Source organism: Xanthomonas sp. BRIP62411 (genome assembly GCF_003993525.1).
In the GTDB taxonomy this organism is placed as follows: Bacteria; Pseudomonadota; Gammaproteobacteria; order Xanthomonadales; family Xanthomonadaceae; genus Xanthomonas; species Xanthomonas euroxanthea.
The window spans coordinates 190,968-215,071 of record NZ_QEZI01000018.1; the positions used below are offsets into that span (position 1 = coordinate 190,968).

General features: G+C 66.5%; 17 protein-coding genes and 1 tRNA gene. 2 read left to right on the forward strand and 16 right to left on the reverse strand.

Annotation, left to right across the window (positions count from 1 at the left end; genetic code table 11):
• Positions 1–77: 77 nt before the first annotated feature.
• The 7 genes from EO139_RS15585 to acnD form a co-directional block, all read right to left on the reverse strand.
• Positions 78–4,979, reverse strand: a complete 4,902-nt coding sequence (locus EO139_RS15585) for an alpha-2-macroglobulin (RefSeq protein ID WP_181142018.1) — start codon at positions 4,977–4,979, stop codon at positions 78–80.
• Positions 4,980–5,604: 625 nt separating this feature from the next.
• Positions 5,605–6,576, reverse strand: a complete 972-nt coding sequence (locus tag EO139_RS15590; RefSeq protein ID WP_104582344.1) for a nucleoside hydrolase — start codon at positions 6,574–6,576, stop codon at positions 5,605–5,607.
• A gap of 106 nt (positions 6,577–6,682) precedes the next feature.
• Positions 6,683–8,899, reverse strand: coding sequence for a TonB-dependent receptor (locus EO139_RS15595; protein ID WP_104582343.1), 2,217 nt, complete (start codon positions 8,897–8,899; stop codon positions 6,683–6,685).
• 188 nt (positions 8,900–9,087) lie between these two features.
• Positions 9,088–10,287, reverse strand: coding sequence for a 2-methylaconitate cis-trans isomerase PrpF (gene prpF, locus EO139_RS15600; RefSeq protein WP_126971400.1), 1,200 nt, complete (start codon positions 10,285–10,287; stop codon positions 9,088–9,090).
• 93 nt (positions 10,288–10,380) lie between these two features.
• Positions 10,381–10,674 (reverse strand): type II toxin-antitoxin system RelE/ParE family toxin, encoded by a 294-nt coding sequence (locus tag EO139_RS15605; protein WP_202397434.1) that lies wholly within the window; start codon positions 10,672–10,674, stop codon positions 10,381–10,383.
• A gap of 20 nt (positions 10,675–10,694) precedes the next feature.
• Positions 10,695–10,937 carry a type II toxin-antitoxin system ParD family antitoxin gene (locus EO139_RS15610; protein ID WP_065047537.1) on the reverse strand — a complete coding sequence of 81 codons (243 nt, stop codon included), beginning with the start codon at positions 10,935–10,937 and terminating at the stop codon, positions 10,695–10,697.
• A gap of 91 nt (positions 10,938–11,028) precedes the next feature.
• Positions 11,029–13,620: a Fe/S-dependent 2-methylisocitrate dehydratase AcnD gene (gene acnD, locus EO139_RS15615; protein WP_126971402.1), complete on the reverse strand. Its 2,592-nt coding sequence runs from the start codon at positions 13,618–13,620 to the stop codon at positions 11,029–11,031.
• Positions 13,621–13,655: 35 nt separating this feature from the next.
• On the opposite strand from acnD, the gene EO139_RS21455 reads away from it, so the two are divergent.
• Positions 13,656–13,805, forward strand: coding sequence for a hypothetical protein (locus EO139_RS21455; protein ID WP_164739879.1), 150 nt, complete (start codon positions 13,656–13,658; stop codon positions 13,803–13,805).
• A gap of 23 nt (positions 13,806–13,828) precedes the next feature.
• Here EO139_RS21455 and prpC read toward each other — a convergent pair whose 3' ends face one another.
• Both prpC and prpB read right to left on the reverse strand, forming a co-directional pair.
• Entirely contained in the window at positions 13,829–14,983 is a 1,155-nt protein-coding gene (gene prpC / locus EO139_RS15620) for a 2-methylcitrate synthase (protein WP_104582337.1), read from the reverse strand.
• Positions 14,984–15,058: 75 nt separating this feature from the next.
• On the reverse strand, positions 15,059–15,955 hold the full coding sequence (prpB, locus tag EO139_RS15625; RefSeq protein ID WP_104582336.1) for a methylisocitrate lyase: 897 nt from the start codon (positions 15,953–15,955) through the stop codon (positions 15,059–15,061).
• Positions 15,956–16,101: 146 nt separating this feature from the next.
• Here prpB and prpR point away from each other — a divergent pair, with 146 nt between their 5' ends.
• Complete coding sequence (prpR, locus tag EO139_RS15630) at positions 16,102–17,709, forward strand: propionate catabolism operon regulatory protein PrpR (protein WP_126971404.1); 1,608 nt, start codon at positions 16,102–16,104, stop codon at positions 17,707–17,709.
• 188 nt (positions 17,710–17,897) lie between these two features.
• Here prpR and EO139_RS15635 read toward each other — a convergent pair whose 3' ends face one another.
• The 7 genes from EO139_RS15635 to fabF all read right to left on the reverse strand — a co-directional run bounded on the left by EO139_RS15635 (position 17,898) and on the right by fabF (position 24,039).
• Positions 17,898–18,224: a hypothetical protein gene (locus EO139_RS15635; RefSeq protein ID WP_115676295.1), complete on the reverse strand. Its 327-nt coding sequence runs from the start codon at positions 18,222–18,224 to the stop codon at positions 17,898–17,900.
• 308 nt (positions 18,225–18,532) lie between these two features.
• A tRNA-Val gene (locus EO139_RS15640) sits at positions 18,533–18,607 on the reverse strand.
• Between the two features lie 227 nt (positions 18,608–18,834).
• A complete protein-coding gene (locus EO139_RS15645) occupies positions 18,835–19,188 on the reverse strand; it encodes a PilZ domain-containing protein (RefSeq protein ID WP_026064467.1) in 354 nt (117 codons plus the stop codon).
• Entirely contained in the window at positions 19,185–20,144 is a 960-nt protein-coding gene (locus tag EO139_RS15650) for a DNA polymerase III subunit delta' (protein ID WP_119129162.1), read from the reverse strand. The genes EO139_RS15645 and EO139_RS15650 overlap by 4 nt, the downstream gene beginning before the upstream one ends.
• Positions 20,141–21,205, reverse strand: coding sequence for an endolytic transglycosylase MltG (gene mltG / locus EO139_RS15655; protein ID WP_126971406.1), 1,065 nt, complete (start codon positions 21,203–21,205; stop codon positions 20,141–20,143). Before mltG ends, EO139_RS15650 begins: the two co-directional genes overlap by 4 nt.
• Positions 21,206–21,265: 60 nt before the next feature.
• Positions 21,266–22,621 carry an aminodeoxychorismate synthase component I gene (locus EO139_RS15660; RefSeq protein ID WP_126971408.1) on the reverse strand — a complete coding sequence of 452 codons (1,356 nt, stop codon included), beginning with the start codon at positions 22,619–22,621 and terminating at the stop codon, positions 21,266–21,268.
• A 182-nt stretch (positions 22,622–22,803) separates the two neighbouring features.
• Positions 22,804–24,039: a beta-ketoacyl-ACP synthase II gene (fabF, locus tag EO139_RS15665; protein ID WP_115539772.1), complete on the reverse strand. Its 1,236-nt coding sequence runs from the start codon at positions 24,037–24,039 to the stop codon at positions 22,804–22,806.
• Positions 24,040–24,104: the final 65 nt, after the last annotated feature.

The following is a 24,104-nucleotide window of genomic DNA, read 5'->3' on the forward strand; positions in this document are numbered from 1 at the left end:
CCTCATCCGCCCCTGCGGGGCCCCTCCTCCCGAGGGGAGAAGGGAGAGTTTCAGTGGCCGCCAGGGATGGCGCGGCCCTACGGCTGCACCACCGTCATCGTCGCTGGCGTGCTGCGCCCCACGCCGCGCAGCTCGGGGCGGTACATGTCTTCCACCAACGATGGCGGCACCGTGTAGGTACCCGGCGTGACGGCGCGCACCAGGTAATACAGCTGCGCCTTGCTGCCCGAGGAGAGCGCCAGCGCGGCCACATAACGGTCGTCGCGGAACTCTTCGTGCTTGACATCGGCGGCGCTGGAACGCTCGCTGATGCCGATGCCGTCCACCACCACATCGGCCCACTGTTTGGCATCGCCGAGATTGAAGTTCTCGATCTCCAGCCCGGCCGGCAACAGGTCGGTCAGCAGTGCGTCGGGCATGTCGCTGTTGGCGGTGATGGCCACGCGCACGATCAACGCCTCGCCTTCCTTCAATGCACGCGGCGTCCACGGTTTGCCGTCGGTGGTGTACCAGCTGCGCTCCACGCTGAGGGTGCGCGTGTCCGGCTCCGGCGCGCTGCGCGGGATGCCGGCCACTTCCAGGCTGGCGTACATCGGGGCCTCGCCCTGCGGCGCGAACTGCACGCCGCGCGCCAAGGCGGCGCTGTCGAAACTGCGCCCGAACAGGCGCGCCGGCGCGATCTGCTGCGTTTCGCCGCCCACGCTCAAGGTGCCGGAGATCTGCTTGCCCTGCCCGACCATCAAGGCCTTGCCCAAGCGCGCCAGAGCCACCTGCTCCTGCGTGCTCAGCCACAGCCAGCCGGTGGCGCGTCGTGCATCCAGCGCACGGCCCAGCGCGACAGCGCGGGTGTCGTACTCGGGCCTGGACAGGCCACGCTCGTGCAGCAGCGCCATCATCAAGGCATCGTCGCGGATCGCGCTGCCGTAATCGGCGAAGTACGACGGGCGTTCGCTGCTGTCCTTGGCAAAACCGGCCTTGATCGCCGCCTGCCCACGCTTGGTGTCGCCCTGCAGCGACAATGCCGCCCCCAGATGCACCAGCGACAGACCGGTCAGCGCCTTGTCGCGCTGGTTGTCGTACAGCGCACGCAGCGTGCCCAGCGGGGCGCGGTTGACGCGTGCCAGCACGTAGCCGGACCAGGCCTGGTTGGCGAACTTCAGGCTATCGCGGCGATCCTGCCCGTAGAACTCGTTGCCGCCGGACAGCAGGTCCTCGCTGAGCCGATTGAGCGCCTTCTGCAGCACGTTGTCGGGCACCGCAAAACCGGCGTCCTTGGCATCGAGCAGGAACTCGGCGATGTACGGGGTCAGGCCCGGATTGACGTAGCCGTCGTCGCCCCACATCGAAAAATGCCCGCTGGCGATCTGCATCGAGGCCAGGCGACCGAACGCGCCTTCCATGCGCTCGCGGCGCTTGGCCGCCTCCAGCCCCTTGGTGCCCAGCGCCCGGGCGGTGGCATCGTCGAGCAGCAGCGCGGCGTAGCCCTTGCTGGTGGTCTGCTCGGCGCAGCCGTACGGGTAGTCCAACGCACCCTGCAGGGCGCTGGCGAACGGAATCGGCGGCAGCGGGCTGACCACCATGCGCGCGGTCACCGAGCCGGCCATCAGGCCATCGGCAAAGCCGCTGTCCAGGCTGATCGGTGCCAGGGGATCGAGCACGCGCGTCTGCGCACGCAACACCTGCGGCCAGCCGGCACGCACCGGCAGGTCGTAGCTGCGGTCGGCCTTGAAGCCGTTGCCGTCCACGCGCACGCGCACCTTGGCCACGCTATAGCCTTCGGTGGCGCTCAGCGGGAAGCTCAGCGTCTGCTTGGCATCCACACCGAGCTTGAGGCTGCGCGCGGCCTCGGCAATGGCCAGTGGGCCGATCCCGTCCACGCGCACGTTGAACTCGCCCGGCTTGCCGGTGAAGTTCTGCACGTCCAGCGTCACCGTGCTGCGGTCACCCGGCGCCATCACGCGCGGCATGCTGGCCTCGGCCAGGATCGGCGCGCGCACCACGGTTTCCATGGACTGATTGCCGAACCGCGTCTCCGAATACACCAATGCCGAGACCCGCAAGGTGCCATTGAAATCCGGCACCGGCAGTTGCACGCGCGCATTGCCCCGGGCATCGAGTTTCACCGAGCCGGAGAACAGGTCCACGGTCTGCACGCGCGCGGTCGGGCGCTTGGCTTGCGGCAAGGCTTCCAGCGCCATGTCGCCACCGAACTTGAGCTTGCCGCTGGCGCCCTCGAAGCTTTCGATCACCCGCCCGTAGATATCGTAGGCATCGGTACCCAGGCGTCGCTGCGCGAAGAACTGCGCATTGGCATCGGGCACCGGGAAGCGGGTGATGTTGAGGATGCCCACGTCCACCGCCGAGATGGTCACGTGCGCCGCCTTGCCGGCCAGCTCCGGCACGCTCACCGTCACCGGCAAGGCCTGCTCGGGGCGCATCTGCTTGGGTGCAGCCAGGCCCACCGCCACACGCCGCGCCTTGCGGTCCATCGGCACATACGCCACGCCCACCGCGCGCGCCGGGGTGATCTTGCTCGGCGCGCTGCCGCCGCGGAACACCAACGCGGTGACGTACACATCGTGGCGTTCCCAGGCCTCGGTGACCGGAATGTCGAACGTGCTCCCCGGCTTGACGTCGATGTCCTGCACGTACAGCAGCTTGTCGCTTTCCACCAGCAACACGCCCTTGCCGGCATGCGGCGGGGTCAGCGTGACGGTGAGCGTGTCGCCGGCGCGGTAGCCGGTCTTGTCCAGCGCCAGCTTGACCTTGTCCGGGCGCGCGTCCAGGCCGCGGTTTTCGTCGTTCCAGCTCCAGCCGGCGCGGAACGGGTAGCGCGTGGTCAGCCCGGTGGCCGGGTCGAACACGTCCAGGCGGTACTCGCCCCACTCCACCGGAAACTCGAGCTTGGCGTTGCCGCCGGCGATGTCGAGCGTGCGCGTGTCCTTGTTCTCGAAGCGACGGGTGAAGTCGTAATCCCAATGGTCGTCGGTGTAGTTCCAGTGGTAGTCGCGCAGCTCGCGCACCAGCGTGGCCTTCAGGCCCTTGGCCGGTTGCGGCTTGCCATCGGCGTCCACGCGGGTGAGTTCGAAGCGTGCGGTGCCATTGGCATCGGTGCCGTCCTTGTCGTCGAACAGGGGGCGCACGCCGACCAGCGCCTTGGCCGGCCACAGCACGCGCTTGACGGTGCGGGTGACGGTGCGCCCGCCGGTCTCGTACACGCTGCCCGAGACCACCGCGGCAATCGTGCTGACCGGCCTGGCTTCGGCCGGCAGCGCGATGTCTTCGCGCAACACGCCGTCGCTGCCGAACGTGGTCTCGATCACGTCCCTGGCTTCGCGCGGCAGCTCCAGCGTGGGGTCGCCGAAGAACCAGCCCGGCAAGGACGCGAGCGGATGCTGCTCGACGCTGACCGCCAGCTTGGCGGTGAAACGGTTGCCGTCGGCCGGCGCGCCGTACAGGTACGCGGCATTGGCGAGCAGCGTGAACGGCTGACCGGCGCTCAGGGTCTTTTGCGTGCTATCCAGGTCCAGCTTCATGCGTTCGGGCAGGAACTCTTCCACGCGCACGCTCATGCCCTGCACGGCGTCCTTGCTGGCCGGATCGGTGCGGAATTCCACCTGCCAGCGACCGGTCGGCGCATCGGCCGGAATCTGCTGGCTGAACTCGAAATAGCCCTGCTCGCCCGGCTGCAGCCGGGTCTCGCGGAAGGTCTTGCCGTCCGGCTGCTTGAGGCGCAGGAATACCGGCTGCGGCTTGGTGGGCTTGCCGTCGTTGTCGCGCAGGATCGCCGACACGCGCATGGTCTCGCCGGGGCGATACAGGTCGCGGCCGGCCCAGGCGAACACGTCGAACCAGGCGCTCTCGCGCCCGGCCACCGCGAATTCGCTCAGGTCCAGCGCCGGCTGGTTGAACGGCAGCACCGAGATATCGGTCTTGCTGCGCGCCACCAGCACGTGGCCGGCATCGAGCGTGTAGTTGAGCAGCGCATTGCCGTTGCCGTCGGTGGCACCCTTGAGGAACAGCTCGCCCTTGGCATCGAGGATGCGCACTTCCACGTTCTTGATTGGCTCGCCGCTCTGCAACGAGGCGGTGTGCACGAACAGCTTGTCCTTGTAGGCGCGCGTATGCAGGCCGATGTCGCTGACGGTGAAGAACGCCGTCTCCTGTTCGTTCTCGAAGCTGCCGGCGCGCTTCATTACCGCAAAGTACAGGCCCGGCTCCTGCAGCTCCTTGATGTCCTGCGTCGGCAGGTAGGTCAGCACGCGCTCGTTCTGCTTGCCGCCGAGAATGAAACGATTGACGTAGACCGGGTCGGCCAACTTGGACAGCGGTTGTTTGTCGTTGTATTCGCTCTCCAGCTCCCAGCTGCCGCGACGGCCGCCGCGCTGGAACTGCTGAAAAAACGCCGGCAGCGATTTCTCGCGCACGCGCAGGAACTCCACGTCCACTTCCGGCACGTTGACCGACACCACCGGCAGGCCGCGGCTTTCGCGCGCCGGCAGCACGCTGCCTTGCGAGGCGAACCCGGCCACCGGCTTGAGCGCGCCGGTGTAGACCTTCTGCTTGAGCGGCTTGCCCAGGCGGCTGCCATCGGCCGCCAGCAGGTTGGCGTCGACCAGCACGGTGTAGTCCTTGGCCGCTTCCACGTACGGGTAGCGCAACGTCTTGCCATCGTCGGACAGCGTCCAGCTGCTGTCGCCGGTGCCGACCTTTTCCTCGAAGCGCACCAGCGCATCGAAGTCCTGGGTGCCGACCAGCGGCCGCGAGAATTCCAGCGCCAGCGACAGCCCGTCGCTGGTCTGGTCGGGATAGGCGCGCGCCAGCGCAAAACCGGTGATCGCCTGCTTGTCGGCCTTGATCGCCTCGCCGCTGGCGGCAGGCAACTGGCCGCTTTCGTTGCGCTTGCACGCCACCGCGCCGATCGCCACGCACAGCAATACCACCCACAGCAACATCCGCCGCGTGCCCGACCACCTCATCCCTGATTCCCTGCTGTCCATTCGCGCTACCCCATGACTGAGGACGCAAGTATAGCGATGCCGTTCACGTCACTCATCGTGGCCATGGCAGCGCAGGGACTTACCGATGGGCGGTGATGATGCGCGGCCGGGCGAGCGTTGCGATGTACTGAACGCCCGACCGACGGCAGGCGCCGTGTTTTTGCTGGCCGGCTTCTTTAGATGCAGTCAAAAGCCTGGTTGGTCGAGTGCGCGGTCCCCTCACCGCTCGCGGGACACGCCATGAATCCGTCCATGGAGGCTCGGTGGCGGCATCCATGCCGCCACACGGTCCCGCAACCGGCGAGGACACCGCACCAGAGAGTTGGTCGGTACTCATCTGAAAGCTGTCTGTCGTGCGGCGCGCATCGGACGTGGAGCCGACGCTTCATGATCGAACAAGACGCATCCAGCACTGCTCTTGCCATGCACACCGACCATCTCGACTGGTCCTTGCCCGCTCACCGTCGCGGGACCCTGAGCGGCATGGATGCCGCGCCGGAGCCTACACGGACGTACTTGCGGCGTGTCCCGCGACGGTGGGCGGGCAAGGGCCCTGCAGCGAAGTTGAAGCACTATCGCTGTAAAGCCGTTTCGTTCTGCGCTCCTAGCGCAACTGCAGCACCGTGCGCATGTACATCTCGATCAACGCCGGCTTGTCCGCGCGCAGGCAGGCCTGCACGTTCGGCGTGCCTGTGCCTTCGCGGGTGTACCCCTGCGCATCGACGTCCAGGTGCAACGGCGTGGTCGGGCACAGTGCGGGGCGCAGCAGCCAGGCCACCGGCACAGCGTCGAACAAGGTCGGCGTGGCGCTGGCCCAGGGCTGGTCGGTGTTGCGCCACTGGTAATACAGCTGGGTGAGCGCATCGGTGAGCCCGTCGCCGTGTGCAAACAGCGCGACGCGCTCGGGCTCTTCCAGCGGAACCTGGGTGGCGTCCAGGGGCAGCAACACGATCGGCACGCCGGCCGCGAACACCCGCTGCGCCGCTGGCACATCGGCCAGGATGTTGTACTCCGCCGCCGGCGCACTGGCCGGCCGATACGCCGACTTGCCATAGCCAACGCGGACCGAGCCGCCCATGGCCACGATGCGCTTGAGCCTGGCAAAGCCGGCCGGGTCGCGCCGCTGCGCCAGTGCCGCGTCGGTCATCGGCCCCAACACCAGCAAGGTCACCTCGCCGGGGTGCAGGCGCGCCTGCTGCAGGATCATCGCCGCCGCATCCGGCAGCTTGCCTGGCGCCTGTCCCCTGGCGGCCCAGCGCGCCTGGCTGAAGGGGATCGCGCTGGTGGTGCGTGCCCCCACCGCCAACGGGATCTCGCTGCGCCCGGCCTGCTGCAACAGGCGCTGCAGCAACTGCGCGCGCAAGCCGGTGTCGCCCCAGGCCGATGCGATGCCCAGCACCCGCAGCTGCGGGCTGCGCAGCAACAACCCCAGCGCAAATGCATCGTCGATGTCGTCGCCGATATCGGTGGAGACCACCAGCAACTCGGTGGATGTGGGTGTTGGCGGCGCCTGCGCTGCGGCCACGGCAGGCGCCTGCCCCCATGCCACTGCCGATGCGCACCACAGCCCCAGCATCCACCACGCGTTTCGCCATCTCTGCTGCATGTATCTGCTCCTGCGACCATAAAAAAACCGCCGGCGTGTTGGCCGGCGGTTCAATCGTGCTACACCACCACGCCGATCAGAAGTTGGCGCGGAACTGCGCACCGACGATGCGCGGGTCGTTGATGAAGCCGGTGAGGTTGTTGAAGTCGATCGCACCGGTCACGCGGATCTGGTTGGTGCAGTTGCGGCAGAACACCGACACCTCGTACGCGCCCGCGCCCCAGTTGTAGCCGATCTTGGCGCCGCCTTCGACCAGCGGCTGGCCGGTGAACTCCTTGGAGTCGTACAGGAAGAAGTTCACTTCGCTGCGGTAGGACCAGTCGGTGTAGAAGAACAGCTCGCCGTCGTTGCCCATCGGGATGCCGTAACGCAGGGTGGCGTTGGCCATCCACTTGGCAGCCTGCGGAAGATCGTTGCCGTCGATGATGGCGTTGCCGGCCGCGTTGAGCGGGTCGGTCACGGTGCAGGTGCGGCACACGCCCACCGACAGCGCAGGGTCGTCGATGCGGGTCCAGTTGTAGGCGCCGCCGGCGGTGACGCGCAGGTTCTGGGTGAGCAGCGCTTCGAAGTCGAACTCGGCACCGCGCGCCTTGGTCTTGTCGGCGTTGAGCAGGCGCACGTCGTTGGAGACGCCGCCCACCGCGGTGAGCTGCTGGTTCTTGACGCGGAAATCGTAGATGTCGAAGCTCAGGCGCGCGCGGTTGTCGAACAGATCCGACTTGATGCCGATCTCGAACGAATCCACCGTCTCCGGCTCGGCCACGGTCAGCGGCGCGGTGCCCGAGGGCACGCCGAAGCTGGCGCCGCGGAAGCCGCGTGCCGCACGGGCGTACACGTTGACGTCGTCGTTGATGGCGAAGGTGGCCGCCAGATCGCCGGTGACCTTGGAGTTGTCGGTCTCGCCGCTGGACGGCTCGACCAGCGTGACGCGATCCAGCGCCAGCACGTCGAAGGTCTTCTTGTCGTAGGTGTAGCGGATGCCGGCGCGCAGGTTCAGGCGATCGGTGGCCGCATAGTTCAACGAGCCGAACGCCGCCCACGAGGTATTGCGCTGGCGGGTCAGCTGGTAGCTGGCCAGATCGCCGCCGCTGAAGGTGTTGTAGGTGTAGTTTTCGCCTTCCACATCGTCGTGGAAGTAGTACAGACCGGCCTGCCAGTTGAGCGGGCCCTCGTACTGCGATTCGGCGCGCAGTTCCTGGCTGTACTGGTCCAGGCTCTTGATGCCGCCGGCGGTTTCCACCGGGAACGGAATCACGCCCGGGCCGGACGGCGGTGCGAATACCGCGCCGAAGCCGCCGTCGATGTCGCCGCGGCTGTAGTACTTGCCGATGCCTTCGTATGCGGTGATCGAGTGCAGCGCGATGTCGCCCAGGTCCCAGGTCAGGTTGGCGCTGCCGCCATAGGTCTGCAGTTCCTGGTTGTTGGCGCCGTCGATGAAGGACTTCTCTTCGTCAAAGCCGTCCACCAGCTGGTTGGTGCCGGGCTGGATGACGTTGGCGCGGAACAGCCGCGCGGTGCCGTCCAGGTGACGCGCATGCGCGTTGAACAAGGCACTGAAATCGTCGCTGGCCTGGTACAGCAGCTGCAGGCGCACGGCCGAATCGGTATAGCCTTCCAGGTCGCGGCCATCGCGGTTTTCCACCCAGTCGTCGCGACGCTGGCCCAGCGTGGACAGACGCGCCGCCCAATGCTCGCCCATGGCGATGCTCAGGCCGCTTTCCAGCGTCATCGTGCCGTAGGTGCCGTAGGACAGGCTGGCGTAGCCGTCGTTGGCGCCAATGGTCGGCTTGACCGAGTTGAACTTGACCACGCCGGCCGGCGTATTGCGGCCGAACAGCGTGCCCTGCGGGCCGCGCAGCACTTCCAGGCCTTCCAGATCGAAGATCGGGAAGCCCTTCAGGAACGCGTTTTCCTGCACCACGTCGTCATAGATCAGCGACACCGGCTGCGAGGCGTAGGTGTTGAAGTCGGTGTTGCCGTAGCCGCGGATGTACACGCGCGGGAACACACGGCCGTTGGACGATTCGATGTTGAGGCTGGGTGCCTTGCCCGCGAGCACGCGGATATCCGAGCCGCTGGTGGAGATGGCATCGAGAAATTCCGGACGCAGCACCGATGCCGAGACCGGCACGTCCTTGGAATCTTCCGAGCGGCGCTCGACCGTGACCTTGACCGCGTCCAGGCGCACGACACCGTCGTCGCTGGGCGCCTGCTGGGCGGCGGCATGAAGCGGAAGAAGGGAAGCGACGGCAACGGCGAGCGCGCTGATCTTGAGCGACCGGCTGGCGGACATGGGAAGACTCCGAATTCGGTTGGCGGAGCGGCCTGATCTGCATGCCGCGTTGCAACAGAATTAACACGATTTACACAAATTTGGCAGAGCGCGTGCGAAAAAGTTTTCCGAATTCGAAAAGGCGTTCGAATTAATGCAACACCCAAGTGCATTTTGTGCGCCGGGGCGTGCCCGGTCATAGCGAACGATCAACCGCCCCCGGCGGCGTCGACCGGCACCCGCACCCAGCCTTCCATCAACACCCGCGCGCTGCGGCTCATCAGCGCCTTGGTGACCCGCCATTGGCCATTGAGCGATTGCGCCTCGGCGCCGACCTGCAGGGTGCCGGACGGATGCCCGAAGCGCACCGCCGTGCGCGTCACGCCGCCGGCGGCCAGATTGACCAGCGTGCCAGGCACAGCCGCGGCTGTCCCGATGGCGACGGCCGCGGTGCCCATCATGGCGTGGTGCAACTTGCCCATCGACAGCGCGCGCACCAGCAGATCGATCTCGGCCGCGCGCACCGGCTTGCCGCTGGACGCGGTGTAATCAGCCGGTGGCGCCACGAAGGCCACCTTCGGGGTGTGCTGCCGCGTGGCTGCCTCTTCCACCTTCGCAATCAAACCCATCCGCAACGCGCCGTGCGCGCGCAAGGTCTCGAACATTGTCAGTGCACGCGGGTCGCCATTGATCGCCTCCTGCAGCTCGGTGCTGGTGTAGCCCAGGTCGCGTGCATTGACGAAGATGGTCGGAATGCCGGCATTGATCAGCGTCGCGGCGATCGTGCCCAGGCCGGGAACCTCCAGCTGATCGATCAGCCTGCCGGTGGGAAACATCGCGCCGCCCTCGCTTTCGGCAGCGTCGGCCGGGTCGAGGAATTCCAGCTGCACCTCGGCGGCCGGAAAGGTCACCCCATCCAGTTCGAAGTGGCCGGTTTCCTGCACCTGACCATCGGTCATCGGCACATGCGCCACGATGGTCTTGCCGATATTGGCCTGCCAGATCCGCACCGTCGCCACACCATCGCGCGGTACCCGCGCGGCATCGACCAGGCCATTGGCAATCGCAAACGGCCCCACCGCCGCCGACAGGTTGCCGCAGTTGCCGCTCCAGTCCACGAACGCGCTGTCGATGGATACCTGCCCGAACAGGTAGTCCACATCGTGCCCGGCGCGCGCACTGGCCGACACGATCACGCCCTTGCTGGTGCTGGAGGTCGCCCCACCCATGCCGTCGATCTGCTTGCCGTACGGGTCGGGACTGCCGACCACCCGCAGCAACAACGCATCGCGCGCAGGCCCGGGCAATTGGGCGGCAGCGGGCAGGTCCTGCAAGCGAAAGAACACACCCTTGCTGGTGCCGCCGCGCATGTAGGTGGCCGGGATGCGGAGTTGGGAGAGAGGGGTCATGGGCTTGGTGTATCTCGGTTGATCGTGATCGCGGCGAAGACGCATCGACTGCGGCGCTGCCGGAGAGTTGAGGCAAAACTCGCGTCGAACCGCTCAGGCGTCGCCGCTCATCCACGCAGGAATGTCGCGCTGCATCTGCAGCACACGCCAGATGACGATGTCCGTGTCGCGTTCGATGTAGAAAATCAAATAGGGAAACCCCTTCAGTGGCCACACCCGCAGGTCCTGCAGCTTCAACAGCACCGCATGTCGGCTGGAACCGACACCCGGGTGCTGCATCAGCATCTTGACCGCCGACTCCAGCGCGTCGGCAAACGCCAGTTCCAGCGCGAGCCCGGCTTGTTCGCCATACCACGCAGCGGCTTCGTCGACGTCGCGCAGCGCCAACGGGCGCCAGCGCGCCGGCTTCACTTGCTGGCAGCGCGTGCCTGCGCGCGCTCACGCATCTTGTCGAAAAAATCAGGCTCCATTGCCACGGCCGGCCCGGAGTTGGCCCCATCCAGCAGCAACCCACGCAGCTGTTCCACATCGCGTTGCTTACGGATCAGTTCGCGTAGGTACTCACTGCTGGACCCGTAGGCATGCTCCTGAACTTGCTGATCGACGAACTGCTTGAGCTCGTCGGGCAAAGAGATATTCATCGTGGCCATACGACCTCCTGATGGCAAAGATTGCCAAAGTGTGCGCGCCTGCACGGGTGAGTGCAAGCGCGCGACCTGGCGTCCTCGGGCGTGGAAGCCATCAGACTGCCGAGGCCTCAAGAAAATCCTGCGCAAACCGTTGCAATACGCCGCCCGCCTCGTAGATCGACACTTCTTCGGCGGTATCCAGCCGGCAGGTCACCGGCACCTGCAACTGCTCGCCATTACGCCGATGGATCGACAGCGTCAGCGTGGCACCCGGCGTGCGCTCGCCGACCACATCGAAGGTTTCGCTGCCGTCGATGCCCAGCGTCTTGCGATCACTGCCCGGCTTGAACTCCAGCGGCAACACGCCCATGCCGATCAGGTTGGTGCGGTGAATCCGCTCGAAGCCTTCGGCCACGATCACCTCCACGCCGGCCAGACGCACGCCCTTGGCGGCCCAGTCGCGCGAGGAGCCCTGGCCGTAATCGGCACCGGCAATGATGATCAGCGGCTGCTTGCGCGTCATGTAGGTTTCGATCGCCTCCCACATGCGCAGCACCTGCCCTTCCGGTTCCAGCCGCGCCAGCGAGCCTGCCTTGACCTGTCCGTCGACCACCGCCATTTCGTTGACCAGCTTGGGGTTGGCGAAGGTGGCGCGCTGCGCGGTGAGGTGGTCGCCGCGATGGGTGGCGTAGGAATTGAAGTCTTCCTCCGGCACGCCCATCTGCGCCAGATATTCGCCGGCCGCGCTGCCGGCCAGGATTGCATTCGACGGCGACAGATGATCGGTGGTGATGTTGTCGCCCAGCACCGCCAGCGGGCGCAGTCCGCGCAAACTGCGTGCACCGGCGAGCGCGCCTTCCCAATACGGCGGGCGACGGATGTAGGTACTGGTTGGCCGCCAGTCGTACAACGGACTGACGCGGATGCCCTGCCCCACGCTGCGCTTGAACATCGGATCGTAGACGCTGCGGAAATGTTCCGGCTTGACGCTGCGCGCCACCACCGCGTCGATCTCCGCATCGCTTGGCCATAGATCCTTGAGCGTCACTGCCACGCCTTCGGCGTCGATGCCCAGCACATCCTTTTCGATATCGAAGCGCACTGTCCCGGCGATGGCATAGGCGATCACCAACGGTGGCGATGCCAGGAACGCCTGCTTGGCGTAGGGATGGATGCGCCCGTCGAAATTGCGGTTGCCCGACAGCACCGCTGTCGCGTACAGATCGCGGTCGATGATCTCCTGCTGGATCGCAGGATCCAGTGCGCCACTCATGCCGTTGCAGGTGGTGCAGGCAAACGCGACGATGCCGAAGCCCAGTTGTTCCAGCTCGCTCAACAGGCCGGCGTCTTCCAGATACAACTGCACCGCCTTGGAGCCCGGCGCCAGCGAACTCTTGACCCACGGCTTGCGGGTCAGTCCACGCGCGTTCGCGTTGCGCGCCAGCAAGCCGGCGGCAATGACATTGCGCGGGTTGGAGGTATTGGTGCACGAGGTGATCGCGGCGATGATCACCGCGCCATCGGGCATCTGCCCCGGCACATCGTCCCAGATACCGGCAATGCCGCGCTCGGCCAGCGCGCTGGTGGCCACGCGCTTGTGCGGATTGGACGGGCCGGCCATGTTGCGCACCACGCTCGACAGGTCGAACTGCAGCACGCGCTCGTAGTGCGCGGTGACCAGGTCGTCCGCCCACAGGCCGGTCTGGCGGGCGTAGGTGTCCACCAACGCAATCTGCGTCTCCTCGCGCCCGGTCAGACGCAGGTAGTCCAGCGTCTGCTGGTCGATATAGAACATCGCCGCGGTGGCACCGAACTCCGGCGTCATATTGGAAATGGTCGCGCGGTCGCCGATGGTCAGCGCGCTGGCGCCGGCTCCATAAAACTCGAGATAGGCACCGACCACACGTTGCTGGCGCAGGAATTCGGTCAACGCCAGCACGATGTCGGTGGCGGTGATGCCGGGCGCCGGCCGGCCCAGCAATTCCACGCCGATGATGTCGGGCAGGCGCATCCACGAGGCACGGCCCAGCATCACGTTCTCCGCTTCCAGCCCCCCCACACCAACCGCGATCACACCCAGCGCATCCACATGCGGGGTGTGGCTGTCGGTACCCACGCAGGTATCGGGAAACGCCACGCCGTCGAGCGTGTAGATCACCGGCGACATCTTCTCCAGATTGATCTGATGCATGATGCCGTTGCCCGGCGGAATCACTTCCATGTTCTCGAACGCGCGCTTGGTCCACTCGATGAAGTGGAAGCGGTCGGCGTTGCGGCGATCTTCCACGCTGCGGTTCTTGGCGAAGGCCTGCTTGTCGAAGCCGGCGTATTCCACTGCCAGCGAGTGATCGACGATCAATTGCACCGGCACCACCGGGTTGACCTGCGCCGGATCGCCTCCCTGCTCGGCGATTGCATCGCGCAGTCCGGCCAGGTCGACCAGCGCGGTCTGCCCCAGGATGTCGTGACAGACCACACGCGCCGGAAACCAGGGAAAATCCAGGTCGCGCCTGCGCTCGATCAACTGGCGCAGGTAGGCCTCCAGCATCTCTGGCTGCGCACGCCGCACCAGGTTTTCGGCATGCACGCGCGCGGTATACGGCAACGTTGCGTAGGCGCCGGGTTGCAGCGCATCCACGGCGGCGCGTGCATCGAAATAGTCCAACGAGGTGCCCGGCAAGGGCTTGCGGTACTGGCTGTTCATGGCTGGCGATATCACAAAGCGGGCGGGGTCTGCTGTTGCTGTTGCTGTTGCTGTTGCTGGTGCTGGTGCTGGTGCTGGTGCTGTTGCTGGTGCTGTTGCTGGTGCTCGTATTGCTAGTCACCACCTGCTGCTCGCCACTCTCCCTTCTCCCGCAACGCGGGAGAAGGTGCCCGAAGGGCGGATGAGGGCCGCTCGCAGGCAGCAGCTTTCAGGAGCGCTGATCCAGCGGCACGAACACCTGATCCTCTGGACCCGTGTAATTCGCAGAAGGCCGAATGATCTTGCCGTCCATGCGTTGCTCGATGACGTGCGCGCTCCAGCCAGCCGTACGCGCCAGCACGAACAGCGGCGTAAACATCGCCGTCGGCACGCCCATCATGTGGTAGCTGACCGCACTGAACCAGTCCAGGTTCGGGAACATCTTCTTGATGTCCCACATCACGCTCTCCAGGCGCTCGGCGATGTCGTACATCTTGCGGCTTCCCTGTGCCTCGGAAAGCTCGCGCGCCACCTCCTTGATCACCTTGTTGCGCGGGTCGGACACGGTATAGACCGGATGCCCGAAGCCGATCACCACTTCCTTGCGCTCCACACGCGCCTTGATGTCGGCCTCGGCCTCGTCCGGCGTGTCGTAGCGCTTTTGCACCTCGAAGGCCACTTCGTTGGCGCCGCCATGCTTGGGCCCGCGCAGTGCGCCGATGCCACCGGCGATGGCGCTGTACATGTCGCTGCCGGTGCCGGCAATGACGCGGCTCGCAAACGTCGACGCGTTGAACTCGTGCTCGGCGTACAGGATCAGGCTGGTGTGCATCGCACGCACCCACGCGTCCTTCGGCGCAAACCCGTGCAACAGGTGCAGGAAGTGCCCGCCGATCGAGTCGTCGTCGGTTTCCACCTCGATGCGCTTGCCGTTGTGGCTGTAGTGATACCAGTACAGCAGCATCGACCCCAGCGAGGCCATCAGCTTGTCGGCGATATCGCGCGCGCCAGGATGATTGTGGTCGTCCTTTTCCGGCTGCAGGCAGCCCAGCACCGACACGCCGGTGCGCATCACATCCATCGGATGCGACGACGGCGGCAGCTGTTCCAGCGCCGTCTTCACTGCCGCCGGCACGCCGCGCAGCGAACGCAGCTTGGCCTTGTAGCCGCGCAATTCGCCACTATTGGGCAACTTGCCATGCACCAGCAGATAGGCGATTTCCTCGAACTCGCTGGTGGTGGCCAGGTCCAGGATGTCGTAGCCGCGGTAATGCAGGTCGTTGCCGCTGCGCCCCACCGTGCACAGCGCGGTGTTGCCCGCAGCGGTGCCGGACAGGGCGACGGATTTCTTCGGCTTGAAGCCGGGATTGACGGTGTCGTTCATGCGATGCGCTCCCAAACGGTGTCGTGTTGCGGTGTCACGGATGAAATGGCCGAACCTGCACGCAGCAAGGCGCGATCATGCGCCTTTGCGTGCAAACAAGCCGTCCAGGCGCTGCTCGTAGTCGTGGTAGCCGATGCGCTCGTACAGCTCTTCACGCGTCTGCATGGTGTCCAGCACGGCCTGCTGATGCCCATCGCGCCGGATGGCGGTGTAAACCGCTTCGGCCGCCTTGTTGGCCGCACGGAACGCAGACAGCGGAAACAGCTGGATCGCCACGCCGGCCTGCGCGAGCTGGTCGCGCGTGAACAGCGGCGTCTTGCCGAATTCGGTGATGTTGGCCAGCACCGGCACGCGCACCGCATCGACAAACCGCGTGTAGGTCTCCAGGTCGTACGCGGCCTCGGCAAAGATGCCGTCGGCACCGGCCTCAACGCAGGCGATCGCACGCTCGATCGCCGCATCCACGCCTTCCATCTGGATCGCATCGGTGCGTGCGATCAAGAAGAACGCCGCATCGGTCTTGGCATCGGCCGCCGCCTTGACCCGGTCGACCATCTCGGCCTGGCTGACGATCTCCTTGCCCGGCCGATGCCCGCAACGCTTGGCACCGACCTGGTCTTCGATATGGCAGCCGGCCGCGCCGGCCTTGATCAGCGACTTGATGGTGCGCTCGATATTGAACGCGCTCGGCCCGAAGCCGGTATCCACGTCCACCAGCAGCGGCAGCGCGCAGACATCGGTGATGCGGCGCACGTCGATCAGCACGTCTTCCAGCGTATTGATGCCCAGGTCCGGCAACCCCAGCGAACCGGCCGCCACACCACCGCCAGACAGGTAGATGGCCTGATAGCCGGCGCGCTGCGCCAGCAGCGCGTGGTTGGCATTGATCGCGCCGATCACCTGCAGCGGCGATTCGGCGGCCAGCGCGGCGCGGAAGCGCGTGCCGGCGGAAGCAGTGGGCGAGGACGTCATGGTGGTTCCTGGGGTGGGATGCGGGATAGAGCGCAAATGGCATGCCAACGCCAAGCCATTGATTCGACTGGACCAGCCAGCGCCGAATGTTGCAATACTGCAACGCGCCAAGCACGATGCAACATCACTGCAACGCGACACCACCGATGCGCAGCCCCCGATTTATCGAGCCGACGGAGACCTCTGGCCCCGTCATCTGGACCGTCAGCGTCTCTCGCCTGACCGGCCTGCTGGCCGACGTCATCCCCGAGTTCGACCAGCGCGCGCGCATCGAGCAGGTCAACCTCGGCTTTGCCGAGGCGGTGGAGGTCATCGGCCAGCGCCTGCGCCGCGAGCGCTGCGACGTGCTGGTCGCCGGCGGCTCCAATGCCGCCTATCTGCGCAGCCGGCTCGCACTGCCACTGGCACCGATCCAGGCCACCGGATTCGATCTGATGGAAGCGCTGGCGCGCGCACGCCGCATCGCACCGCGCATCGGCGTGGTCACCCATGCCACCGACGTGCCCTCATTCCGCGCGTTTCAGGACAGCTTCGACCTGGACATCGAACACCGTCGCTTCGTCACCGCCGAGGACGCGCGCGACTGCATCGCCGACCTGCGTGCCAGCGGCACCCAGGTCATCGTCGGCACCGGCATGGCGATCGATTTCGCCGAGCAGGCCGGCTTGCCCGGGGTGCTGCTGTACTCGGCAGATTCGGTCCGCCTGGCACTCGAGCACGCCATCGCGCTGGGGAGCGCACCCGGCAACGATCACTCCGCCAGCCGCACCGTCACGCGCCGGGTACGGCGCACCGACGCATTGCTGGGCGACGATGCTGCAATCACACAGGTGCGCGAGCTGGTGCAGCTGTACGCCCCACATCCGGGCACCGTGCTGATCAGCGGCGAGACCGGCACCGGCAAGGAACTGGTCGCACGCCAGTTGCATGCCGGCAGCCGCCGGCGTGGCCGCTTCGTCGCCATCAACTGCGGCGCCATCAGCGAGTCGTTGCTGGAGGCGGAATTGTTCGGCTACAGCGACGGCGCCTTTACCGGCGCACGCCGCGGCGGCCATGTCGGCCTGATCGAAGCCGCGCAGGACGGCACGCTGTTTCTCGACGAAATCGGCGAACTGCCGATGCCGCTGCAGACACGCCTGCTACGCGTGCTGGAAGAGCGCGAAGTGCTGCGGGTTGGCGCCACCCTGCCGGTCGCCGTGGACGTGCGCGTGGTCGCCGCCAGCCTGCAACCGCTGCAGGCACTGGTCGAGCAAGGACGCTTCCGCCGCGACCTCTTCTATCGCCTGGCAGCGCTACGCATCGCCCTGCCGCCACTGCGCAACCGCCCCGACGAGATCGCCTTGTTGCTGGCACATTACTTCCAGCACCTCGGCGGCATGCCTTCCCCGCTGTCATCGACAGCACTGCAGCGGCTGCAACAGCACGCATGGCCGGGCAACGTGCGCGAATTACGCAATCTGGTCGAGCGCCTGTGCATTCATTGGAAGGCACAACCGCGCCACAGCCTTGACCTGGATCAACTGGAACGCTGGGCACCTGAGCTGTTCGAGATGCGCATTGGCGATGGCGATGGCGCAGCAGCACCTGGGCACACCGATCTTGCGAGCTCGCGCCTGCAACTCACCGCAGCGGCCGTTCGCGCAGCGCTCGATCGCGCAAACGGCAATCGCGCCCTCGCCGCACAGGCACTGGGCGTCTCGCGCACGACGTTGTGGCGCTGGATGCAGGCACACGCAGCGGCATCGCGGGATTGAGATACAGGCCTCGCCTGGCCGGGCTGCAGGCGTAGACCTGTTTCGCGAATCTTTACAACGCCAGCCGCGCACTCGGCGGCAACAGGTCACGCGCCGCGTTCCACACGCCAGGGGTGCTGCCCCATTGGTGATGTGATCACACGCAGCGCCGCTACCCAGCACCCGCCCATTGAACGAGTGCGCAGCGATCACTTGACCCGCGTGTACTCGGTATCGCCCGTACTCAGGTGCCCGGTCGCCTGGTCGATCGCATAGTTGACGGTGCCATCGGCGCCGGACACCTGCAGCACGCCCTTGTTCAAGATCGCCGGATGATTCTTCGTCCTGACGCCGCCGCCGAGCCGCTCCGGCGTGGTATCGCGAATGATGAAGCTCTCGCCGTTGTGCTCGATGCTGAGCACGTTCTTCTCCGACGTCGTGTTGACCCACCTGCCCACGTACTGCTCGCCCACATCGCGTGCACAGCCGGCCAGCAACGCCATCGCAACCAGAGCACTTCCAAGCAGCGCCTTCATCGCCACTCCTTCTTCAACGCGGGGGACTGCAGGATGGCGATTCGTTCCTGCGCCTGCAACAAGCAGGCACAACCGGATGAACAGGCCTGTCAGCGACTTGAACAAGTCGTTGGGATCAACGGGCTCTGCACCCCACTCGCGCGGATAGCGGCGACACCTGCGTTTTGACGGCATCGGCTGTGGTCCACATCACTTCAACCGAGCCAGACGCCCAAGGCGGTTGCAGGAGCGCTTTCAGGACAACAAAAAAGCCGGCGCATGGCCGGCTCTTCTTCTCGCGTTGAAACCCTGCTGCTGCTGGATTTCGATGGTGGGCGGTACAAGGTTCGAACTTGTGACCCTTGCCGTGTGAAGGCAATGCTCTACCGCTGAGCTAACCGCCCGGTGACGCGAGCCGCACATTATAGGGCAGCTGCGGCGATCGTCAACAGGTTCATCGGCGACGGCGGCAATGCGCTCGAAAACGCCGCATTCCGGTGGCTGGGCGTGGCGCCATGATTCCCTGGCGCGACGCTGTGGCAATCGATTCGGCGCCGTCAGATTCCCGATACGCCCGTCGATGCCCCGCGCCAGACAACGGCGATCACGCGCGCGGCCGCAGCGCGCCGCATCACATTGTGTGCGTCGGCTTGTCGGAGGTCGTCAATCCCGCCAGCAGCGTCTCGATCTTGTTGCGCACGCTCTCGCCTTCCTGGCCGTCCGGGAACTGCACGCCGATGCCGGCGGCGCGGTTGCCCTGCGCACCGGCCGGGGTGGTCCAGATGACCTTGCCGGCAACCGGCAGGCGTTCGCTGGAGTCCGGCAGGGTCAGCAGCAGGAAGACCTCGTCGCCGAGCATGTAGCGCTTGGGCGTGGGCACGAAGATGCCGCCACCTTTCACGAACGGCATGTAGGCACTGTAGAGCGCCGGCTTGTCCTTCAACGCCAGCGACAAAATGCCCTGGCGTGCATTCATTGCACTCATCGAGTTCCCCTAGAACGTGCCGGACGCTCTCCCTCGCGCCAGGCCAGCAACAATTCCGTCACCGCCAGATCGGCGCGGACGGTGGTGCGCAGCAGGTCGCGGGTGCGATTGGCGGCGTCGAACCAGGTCGCCAGCTTGTGCAACCGCGATGGATCGGTCAAGCCGGCCGATGCCTGTGCCAGCGCAAGGTCCGCCGCGTGGCGCAGCCGTTGGTCGGCCTGGCCGTCGTTGGTCCAGCGCTGCGCAACCTCCACTGCGCCGGCGCGCCCGGCGGCGATCTGTTCCAGGTCCTGCGCCACCGCGCGCCGCACCGCCAGGCCATCCTCGCGCAGCCACTGCGCCGCAAGCCCCGGATGACCGCGCGCGGCATCCAGCGCTTCCTGCGCAGCCCGCTCGTCGACGCCCTGCGACAGCAGCCAGGCCAGCGCCTCGTGCGCGGGCGGCAGCTTGAATTCCAGGCGCTGGCAGCGGCTGCGGATGGTCGCCGGCAAGCGTGCCGGCTGCGCGCTGATCAGCCACAGGTAGCGCCCCGGCGAGGGTTCTTCCAGCGTCTTGAGCAGCGCGTTACAGGCAGCGCGATTGATCGCATCGGCCGGATCGACGATCACGATCTGGGCGATGCCGTACTGCGGGGTCAACGAGAGCTTTTGCGAAATCTCGCGCACCTGCTCGATCACGATCTCGGTGCGCAGCTTGTCGCCGGTGCGGTTGGGAATGAACGAGATCAGCTGCAGATCCGGGTGGGTCCCGGCGGCGATCAGCTGCCGGCTGCGCTGCGCCAGCGCCGGGTCCGGCGCGCTGGCCAGCACGTGCTCGGCCAGCGCCAGGGCCACCGCACGCTTGCCCAGGCCATCCGGCCCGCAGATCAGCAAGCCGTGGCCAAGCCGGCCGGCGTCCAGCGCCGCCAGCGTCTGGTCGTAGGCGCGCTGCTGCCAGGGCGAAAATGCAGTGGTCATGGAGTGGGCTCCGGTTGCGGCAGGCGGCGACGCTGCAGGTACCGCGCCACCGCCGCGTTGTGTTCGGCCAGGGTGGCCGAGAACACGTGCGCGCCCGTGCCGTCGCCGACCGCCACGAAGTACAAGGCATTCCCCGGTGCCGGACGCACTGCCGCCAGCAAGGCCTCGCGGCCGGGCATGGCGATCGGGGTCGGGGTCAGGCCGGTGCGTGTGTAGGTGTTGTACGGCGTATCGGTGGTCAGGTCGCGGCGGCGGATGTTGCCGTCGTAGCTGCTGCCGATGCCGTAGATCACGGTGGGGTCGGTCTGCAGCTTCATGCCCAGCTGCAGGCGGCGCAGGAACACGCCAGCAATCAGCGGACGCTCCGCACCCAGCGCGGTTTCCTTTTCGATGATGGAGGCCAGGATCAACGCCTGTTCCGGCGAGCTGAGCGGCAGATCGGCAGCGCGCTGCGCCCAGGCCTGTGCCAGCGCTTTGTCCATGGCGAGGTGAGCGCGCTTGAGCACGTCCAGATCGCTGTCGCCGCGCTGGTAGAGATAGGTTTCCGGCAGAAAGCGCCCTTCCGGGTGCTGGTTGGCAAAACCCAGCCGCGCCATCACTGCCGCATCGTCCAGCGCTTCGATGGATTGCTGCAGCGGCGTGGCGGTGGCGATCGCGGCGCGCAGCTGGCGGAAGTTCCAGCCTTCCACGATCGTGAAGCGGTACTGGATCACCCGGCCCTGGCGCATGCGTTCGAGCAGCTCGCGCGGCGACAGCGCCGGGGCCAGCGCGTATTCGCCCACCTTGAGCTTGCCGGCCGCATCGACCTGGCGCGCGAGCAGCTGCCATTCCAGATCGGCGCCCTGTGCCACGCCGGCGGCGCGCAACTTGCGCAGCGTGGTCTTGAGCGAATCGCCGGGCGCGATCACCACGCTGGGCGCACTCGCGCTCACCGGCGTCTGGGCAAAGTGCAGGTAATGCCGCCACGCCACCACCGCCGCAATCGCCAGCAGCGCTGCAAGCAACAGCGCCGTGCCCAGCACGGCCAGACATCCACGTTTGCCAGTCACCGCCACACGCACCTCGTCATTGCCCCAGCGCCGCGCAGGATACCGCGCGCCGGTGATGTCCCGTTGAAGCGCTCATGCCTGGTCGAAGGCGCGCAGCACGCCGCGCGCCTTGGCGCGGGTTTCGTCCAGTTCGCGCTGCGGGTCCGAATCCACCACGATCCCGGCGCCGGTGCGGAAATGCACCTGGTCCCCGGCCACCTCGGCGGTGCGGATCAGGATGTTCAGATCCATGTCGCCGTCGCGATTGAGCCAGCCGAATGCGCCGGTATAGGCGCCACGCGCGGTGCCTTCGAGCTCGGCGATGATCTGCATGCAGCGCACCTTCGGGCACCCGGTGATGGTGCCGCCGGGAAATACCGCGGCAACCACCTCGCCCGGGGTGACGTCGGGGCGCAGACGGCCACGCACGTTGCTGACGATATGGTGCACATGCGCGTAGCTTTCCACGCCCATCAGCTCGTCCACCTCCACCGTGCCCGGTGCGCAGATGCGCCCCAGGTCGTTGCGTTCCAGGTCGATCAGCATGACGTGCTCGGCGCGCTCCTTCGGATGGCCGACCAGCTCGCGGATACGTGCGGCATCGTCGTCGCCGGCAAAGCGCGCGCGGGTGCCGGCGATCGGGCGCGTCTGCACCACATCGCCCTGCACCGACACCAGCCGCTCCGGCGAGGAACTCACCACCGCGCGGCCTGCCGCGACGAACAGGCCGGCAAACGGGGCGGGATTGGCCGCGCGCAGGCGCGCATGCAACGCCGCCGGATCGACCGCAGCGGCGAACGCCGCATGCCAGGCGCGCGAAATATTGGCCTGGAACACGTCGCCGGCGCGCAGATAAGCGAGCACACGCTCCACGGCAGCGGTAAAGCGCTCCGGCGCATCTTCTTCGACAGCCACCGGCCCGGCCCACGCTGGCAACGGCGGCAGCGCGGCGCAGGCGGCGATGTCCTCGACGATGCGGGTCAGCAGATCTGCACGGCCCGGCTCGGCCAGCGCGATGCAGCGGCCCTGCACCCGATCGCGCAGCACCGCGGCCGGCGCGCGCAGCGCCAGCGCGCTCGGCAAGCCATCGCTGCGCGTGGGTAGCTGCAGAATCGGTTCAACCTGCGCGGCCAGCTCGTAATCCAGCAGCACCGCCCAGCCACCGCGAAACGGCCACGGGCTGGCCGCAGCGTGCGGCAGGCGCTCGGCCTGCCAGGCCGCATCCAGTGCCTGCAGAAATCCGCCGTCCAGCACCCGTCCATCGCCGTCGCGCGTGCGCCCGTCGGCATCCAGCCGCAGGCTTGCGCCGTCTGCCAGCAACAACACATCCCAGCGGCCGTGGGCGGTGCCGGAAGCAGTGGATTCGAGCAGTGCCGGATAGCGCTGCGGCGCCAGCCGATGCAGCGCCAGCAGGTCGATGTCCGCGTGCAGGGGTCTGGTGAGCGTCATCGGCCTGGTGTGGCGTGGGGTGCTAAGACGCGCCACCCTGCAATGGAGGCAGGGCACGCATGATGAGAGGGATCAGGTCGCGCAGCGAGGTTTGGCAGCGCCACTGTCCGGCTGTGTGGCGGGCGGAATCCCATGCGTCGTGTACCGCGAGACATCGCTCGCGGTACACACGCACAGTGATCTCAGATGCGCTTGAACACCAGCGTGCCGTTGGTGCCGCCGAAGCCGAAGCCGTTGGACATCACCGCGTCCACCTGCACTTCGCGCGCCACGTTCGGCACGTAATCCAGGTCGCAGCCTTCGCTGGGCTCTTCCAGGTTGATGGTCGGCGGAATGATGCCGGTGTGCAGCGCCATCACCGAGAAGATCGCTTCCACGCCGCCAGCCGCACCGAGCAGATGGCCGGTCATCGACTTGGTCGAGCTGACCATGGTCTTGTAGGCGTGGTCGCCCAGCGCGCGCTTCATCGCCAGGGTTTCGGCCAGATCGCCCAACGGCGTGGAGGTGCCGTGCGCATTGAGGTAGCCGATCTGCTCGGGATTGAGCTTGGCATCGCGCATTGCCGCGGCCATGCTGCGCGCCGCGCCCTCGCCGTCTTCGCTGGGCGCCGTCATGTGGAAGGCGTCGGAGCTGGCGCCAAAGCCGACCAGTTCTGCATAGATGCGCGCGCCACGCGCCTTGGCATGTTCGTATTCTTCCAGCACCAGCACGCCGGCACCGTCGCCCAGCACGAAGCCGTCGCGCTGCTTGTCCCACGGACGCGATGCAGCGGTGGGGTCGTCGTTGCGGGTGGACATCGCCTTCATTGCGCAAAAGCCGCCCACCGAACTCGGCGAGGAGCCGCGCTCGGCGCCACCGGCCAGCATCACATCGGCGTCGCCGTGCTGGATCATGCGCATCGCGGTGCCGATCGAATGGTTGGAGGTGGCGCAGGCCGACACCGCCGAGAAGGTCGGACCCTTGAGGCCCTTGATCAGGCTCACCTGGCCCGGCAGCATGTTGATGATGGTGCTGGGCACATAGAACGGCGAAATCTTGCGCGCGCCGCCCTCGTGGAATTTGATGGTCTGCTCTTCGATACCGAGCAGCCCGCCGATGCCGGAGCCGAGAATGGCGCCAACGCGTTCGGCATTGCTTTCGTCGATTTCCAGGCCGGAATCGTCCAGCGCCATGAACGAGGCGCCGACGCCGTAATGGATGAACGAATCCATCTTCTTGACGTCCTTGGCGGACACGAACAGCGTGGGATCGAAATTCTTGATCTCGCCGGCAATCTTGGTGGTGAACTGCGAGGCATCGATCTGCGTGATCGGGCCGATGCCTGAGCGCCCGTGGATGATTCCATCCCAGCTGGTGGCCAGATCATTGCCCAGCGGCGACACCATGCCCATGCCGGTAACGACAACACGACGACTCATTGCAGATCTCCTCACCACGGAACGGACGGTGCTTGCGGTTTGCGGATGACGCTTGAAAAACACAG